Annotated in this window: 5 protein-coding genes and 2 pseudogenes; 6 read left to right on the plus strand and 1 reads right to left on the minus strand. The window is 45.0% G+C overall.

What is annotated here, in order from left to right; translation table 11 throughout:
* The 5 genes and pseudogenes from ACXJGZ_RS05890 to ACXJGZ_RS05910 all read left to right on the plus strand — a co-directional run.
* Positions 1–671, plus strand: a pseudogene (locus ACXJGZ_RS05890) (hypothetical protein); the annotation flags it as partial.
* The gene (locus ACXJGZ_RS05895) at positions 661–1,692 is read left to right on the plus strand and encodes a DUF5305 family protein (RefSeq protein ID WP_456326933.1); all 1,032 of its coding nucleotides are present in this window, start codon (positions 661–663) and stop codon (positions 1,690–1,692) included. The pseudogene ACXJGZ_RS05890 and the gene ACXJGZ_RS05895, both read left to right, overlap by 11 nt.
* A gap of 58 nt (positions 1,693–1,750) precedes the next feature.
* Complete coding sequence (locus ACXJGZ_RS05900; protein ID WP_456398602.1) at positions 1,751–2,521, plus strand: HD domain-containing protein; 771 nt, start codon at positions 1,751–1,753, stop codon at positions 2,519–2,521.
* On the plus strand, positions 2,521–3,189 hold the full coding sequence (locus ACXJGZ_RS05905; protein ID WP_456321397.1) for a DUF434 domain-containing protein: 669 nt from the start codon (positions 2,521–2,523) through the stop codon (positions 3,187–3,189). The genes ACXJGZ_RS05900 and ACXJGZ_RS05905 overlap by 1 nt, the downstream gene beginning before the upstream one ends.
* Positions 3,190–3,327: 138 nt before the next feature.
* On the plus strand, positions 3,328–4,458 hold the full coding sequence (locus tag ACXJGZ_RS05910; protein ID WP_456398604.1) for a hypothetical protein: 1,131 nt from the start codon (positions 3,328–3,330) through the stop codon (positions 4,456–4,458).
* On the opposite strand, the gene ACXJGZ_RS05915 is transcribed toward ACXJGZ_RS05910, so the two are convergent.
* Positions 4,436–4,609, minus strand: coding sequence for a hypothetical protein (locus ACXJGZ_RS05915; protein ID WP_456398606.1), 174 nt, complete (start codon positions 4,607–4,609; stop codon positions 4,436–4,438). The two genes, ACXJGZ_RS05910 and ACXJGZ_RS05915, sit on opposite strands and share 23 nt — an antisense overlap.
* Positions 4,610–4,661: 52 nt before the next feature.
* On the opposite strand from ACXJGZ_RS05915, the pseudogene ACXJGZ_RS05920 reads away from it, so the two are divergent.
* Positions 4,662–4,955: pseudogene (locus ACXJGZ_RS05920) on the plus strand (hypothetical protein); the annotation flags it as partial.

Below are 4,955 nucleotides of genomic sequence, written 5' to 3' on the forward strand. Positions count from 1 at the left end.
ATGTGAGCTTAGAGGCAGGAGAAAGCGCTTATTTAGATATGTTGATATATACGAAGAAGAATCCAGCTGGAAAGCAAGAGTTCACTTCATGTGGTAGGTATCCCCTCAATGATGGCGCCACTATAAAGGGGTTTGATATTAGGAGTAACTCCCTTGTAGTGCAGGCTGTTGGATGCGATGATGGGAAATGCTGTGTTAGGGTTCACAGCTACTTAAAGGGATGCATAGGCAAACTCTTCCTTCCAGAAGGGACGGCGAGGGACTATACTACGGGGGTTTGGATTAAAAACAAAGGGAGTGAAAGAGATTTCTTGGTCGTACAGAGGATAGGAAGCCAGTTCAATGTTACGGATTATACCCCCTCAAAGGGGACGGTTGAGTTTGTTCCTCTTCAAAATGGAAAAACTCTCGTGAAATGGAGGCTTCACCTGGTTCACAATGAGAAAGCCACCCTTGAAATGGATGAGCATACGGATGGGATAATGTTAGGAAACCGCAAATCAAAACTTTACCTTCTAGCAAGTAAGCCTATCGTAAAGAACTGTAACCAAGTGGGAGGCAGTAGAATTAATGTTTTGGTATTCAAACGCGGTGGATGTACGAGTGAATGTTTTGGGAGTAAAAACTCCTTGGAATTGTTAGATATGGAGGATTATGAAGATGAAAATTGATAAAAAAATAATAACGGAGCGCATAAAGGCATATATCACGCGGAGAGAAGTGCTAGCCATTCTAGTGGTTCTTGTTTTCGTTTTTTCTTTTTATTCCGTGAAGGCAATGAGCCTTCATCCCCACAGCACGTACACCGAGAAGGTGGGCCAGTATTCTCAGAGGGGTGTACTGCTGCACACTGCCATTTTGAAGAATAATACACTTTACGGGAACACTTTAAGCAGAGAAGAATATCCAATTCCTCTTGTGGAGAGCTTTATGTTCACCTACCACTATAAGTTCGTTCCTGGAGATGTGGTTAGAGGAAACTACACCTTAACGGGCAAAGTTCTCTATACAGTCAGCAAGGGAAAGGATGAGGTTGTCCTCTGGCAGGAGGAGCTCTTTAAGAAGGAAGGAGACCTTAAAAATGGTGAATTCATGGTGAACTTCAATCTTAACATGAGCACCCTCGATAACAAAACGGCTGAGATTATAAAGGAGCTTGGATTAAAAAGGGTGAACAGAAGGGTAATTTTCGAGACCAACGTTAATGTTATAGGTGTAATAGCCGGTAGGGAGGTTAAGGAGAACTTCAAGCAAAATATGAGCTTGATTAAGGATAGCTCGGCAGGACTCTACTATTTCACGAACACTGAGGAACGTTCTCAAAGGACTTTGACAAGTAGAATCACTAAGGAGAACTATGTAACAAAGTTTGGGATTACAATGAGAGCAAGTACAGCCAAAAAAGTGTTTTCCCTGCTTGCCCTGATATTTCTTACACCCCTCATGGGGGGGATTTATACAATAAGGGCACAGGCACCGCCTAGAAGGTTCAAGGATCTCGAGGCTTACATAATAGAGGGATTCCCCGGCGAGGTCAGAAAGAAGGTGGTTCTTGCTTCAAGAGAGGATTTGAAGAAGGCATTTGAGCTCGTAGATAAACCTATAATGCACTACGTGGACGTCGAGGATGAGGTGTACGTGATAGTGGACGGCGAAGTGGCTTACGAATACAGGGAGCGCAAGGCTGCCTGAATTTTTCCTTTTACATAACTTTTAAATTCTCTTCTGCGTTTTTTCTAACGGTGGGAGAATGTACGAAGAGGATATTTTGCTTAACGAAATAAGAACTCTTTTGGAAAATGACGAACTTTACACGATTTATGAGCAGGCTTACAGAGAATACCGGCACTATTTTGACACAACGAATTATATAGTCCTGAACATTTATCAATTCAACGATCATGGTTCTATACATGTTTTGCTAACAACAAGAAGAGCTTTGGAAATTCTGCGGATTTTGAAGGAGTTCAATATCCAAACGACTGCCGAGTCACTGGGGAAGCCCTTTGAATGGAGCAAGTTCATAGTCATATTTGGAGCTCTCTTCCATGATATCGGGAACATGATTCACAGGGATAACCACTATGAGTTCAGCGTATTCCTTGCGGAGCCCATAATTGAGGAGCTTGCCAGAAAATTCGAAAGGGAAGACTGGCTTCTTTTGAAGGTTCTAACACTCAACGCCATCTATACCCACGATGAAGCCGTTTCATGCACCACAATCGAGGGGAGCTGTGTAACTATAGCGGATGGCTGCGATATGGAGGAGGGCCGCAGCAGATTAACATACAAAACAGATAAAGTGGACATTCATGCTGTCTCGGCTCTCGCGATATACAGAGTTGAAATTAAAGAGGGGGATGAGGAGAATCCGATTCTAATCGAGATATGGATGAAGCACCTAGCAGGGATATTCCAGGTTGATGAAATTCTTACAAAGAAGGTTAAAAGCTCCTTGCTGGCGGACAAGGTGAGGATAAGGATACATGCAGGAGAGGAAGTTCTTGAGAAGGTGATCTAATGTCTCCTTTATTTTTGGCATATGAGGATCTAAAATACCTTTTAAATCGAGGTTACAAGAAGAAGAGCGCCCTGGACTTCGTTGCCAACCACTATACGCTGGCTTTAAAGGAGAGGCATTTTTTAGCGAGATGTGTTTTTTCCGATTCCGAAATCGAGGAGAGGAAGAAAAAACTTCTAAAGAAGGAAGAAATAGAAGGGAGTGTTCTGGGTATTGATGGATTCAATGTCCTGATAACCCTTGAATCCCTGCTGGAGGGAAGGGCAATCCTCTGTGAGGATGGTCTCTTGAGGGATCTGGAACGCAGAGGAGGATATACCCTTAACGTCCAAACTCCAAAAAATTTGGAGCTCCTTTTGGGTTTTTTAAAGCTTCTGAGACCTTCGGAGGTCTGGTTTTTATACGACGCTCCTGTGAGTAAGAGCGGGCAGGTGGTGAGGATTACATGGGAGCTCATGGAAAAATTCGGGCTTTCCGGAGGTGCCAGGCTTTCAAAGGCGCCTGATCACGATTTGAAGGATTTTGAGGTTGTGGCAAGCTCCGATATCGGGATAATTAAAAAGGTTCCTTTTATAGTTGATTTGCCCTGCATGATTGGGGAGGAAAAGGGTATTAAATATCCGTCTTTTCTCGATGTTCTAAAGAAACCGCAACTACTTGGGTTTTAACTTTTAGATATTTTTCGAATGCTGCAATTTCATTTAAAGTGTTAGAAAACTATTTATATTTATCCTGCATAACTCTCCATTATGTATTTATCCATAAGTCCGCTTTCCTTTCTCTGCGGACTGTAAGGGGTGATATCCATGAAACAGAGTGCAGGTTTACTGGTGGCGTTATTGATTGTAGTTTTTGTCCTGGTCAGCGGGTGTACGGGTGGCACATCGACATCCACAGGCACCCCTTCAACGACCACTGCATCTTCAACCTCCACTACAACGACTTCGTCCATTCCAACTTCAAGCCCTTCGTCAACACACACTCCGACTTTGTCGAGCACCACGGCTTCGACAGCTACCACGACCACAACCTCCACTACAACGACTTCGACACCCAGAGAGGAAGCCTATTGGAGCCACCCATGGGAATACGCTCCCATTGAGATTAACGGTGCCGAGTATCTCATCACATATTACAAATATGACTATAGGATACAGCCAAACCAGACTTCACCGACTTATAAATACATTCTGGAAAAACGTGTGGAAAAGACCAAGATTCATGTATATGGACAGGATATGCAGATGAATAAGGTTGATCTTGGGGAACATGAGGTTTATGCCTATGAAACGCTTGTAACGCCGGTTATGGCGGTTTCCATGAATGATAAACTCACAATCACCGTATGGTATGTGTCAAACCAGAGCGGTGCCTTTCTCTATCCATGGGATGTTATGTGGTTGAGCATGGTATCACCTTACAACCAGAACAAGGAGTTCGTTGGAATAGAGCTCGAATATAAGGGGAAAAAATTCCTCTTTATGAATCCATCGCCCTTCCGGACAGGATTGTTCCCCTATTTTGAGGGAGATCAGGAAACCTTTGAGGAGCTCAACGAGGATCTGGTTAACCTCTACATAGGATGGGTTGCAACTCTCAACTTTGGAATCTGGCACGAATGGGAAGATGTCAACGTCCTCGTTCCCCAGAGCGGGGTGTGGAGCGACATGCAGGGACACAGCTGGAAGTGGAGCACCAACCCGGACGGAACCGCTACGTTCTCCGGGGTGACCTTTAAACTCGTGGACTTCCAGTGGAAGTATCAGGGGACCCCCGAAGGCGTTTCAATGGACGGAAAGGGCAAGTTCTCACCCTATCTGCCCCTGCTTGTTGAGGGGGAGGGCTATTACTCATTTGAAGACAGCAGCACAGGGAAGGAAACCATAATCTATGCCTACATTGAGCTTAAAGACCTCAAACTCGAGAAGGTGATCTGATGAAGCGTTTTCTTTGCATCCTTCTTCTCTCGCTCGTAGTGGTCTCGGCGGCGTGCATAGGTTCGGAGGAAGGGACACAGACAGTACCTTCCTCCAGTTCACTTCCAAGTTCATCTTCAATTTCATATCCGAATTCATCTTCAGAAAACACAGTGTCACCCCAGCAGACCACATCATCCACACAAACCAGCAACCGATGGAATATGAGCCCCATATGGAATGTATCAACTGCTGGAATACCCTTCATGGACCTGTCTCCGGACGGGAGTCTGGCGGCCGCAATAGACTGGGAAGGTCACAAGCTGTACCTCGTGAAGCCGGATGGAAGCTCCGTCTCGTACGATCTTCAGGAAAATGATGCCGTCCAGCCAGTCGTTTCAGGAGTTGTCGTGCTCGATGGAGAGGCATACGTAGCGGGCCACTATGAGAGTTTCGTAGGGCTAAGGATTTATTCATGGGCGGGACTCGTTAGCGAGAAGAAACACGCATGGAGTGGC

The organism is Palaeococcus sp. (in: euryarchaeotes) (genome assembly GCF_053987695.1).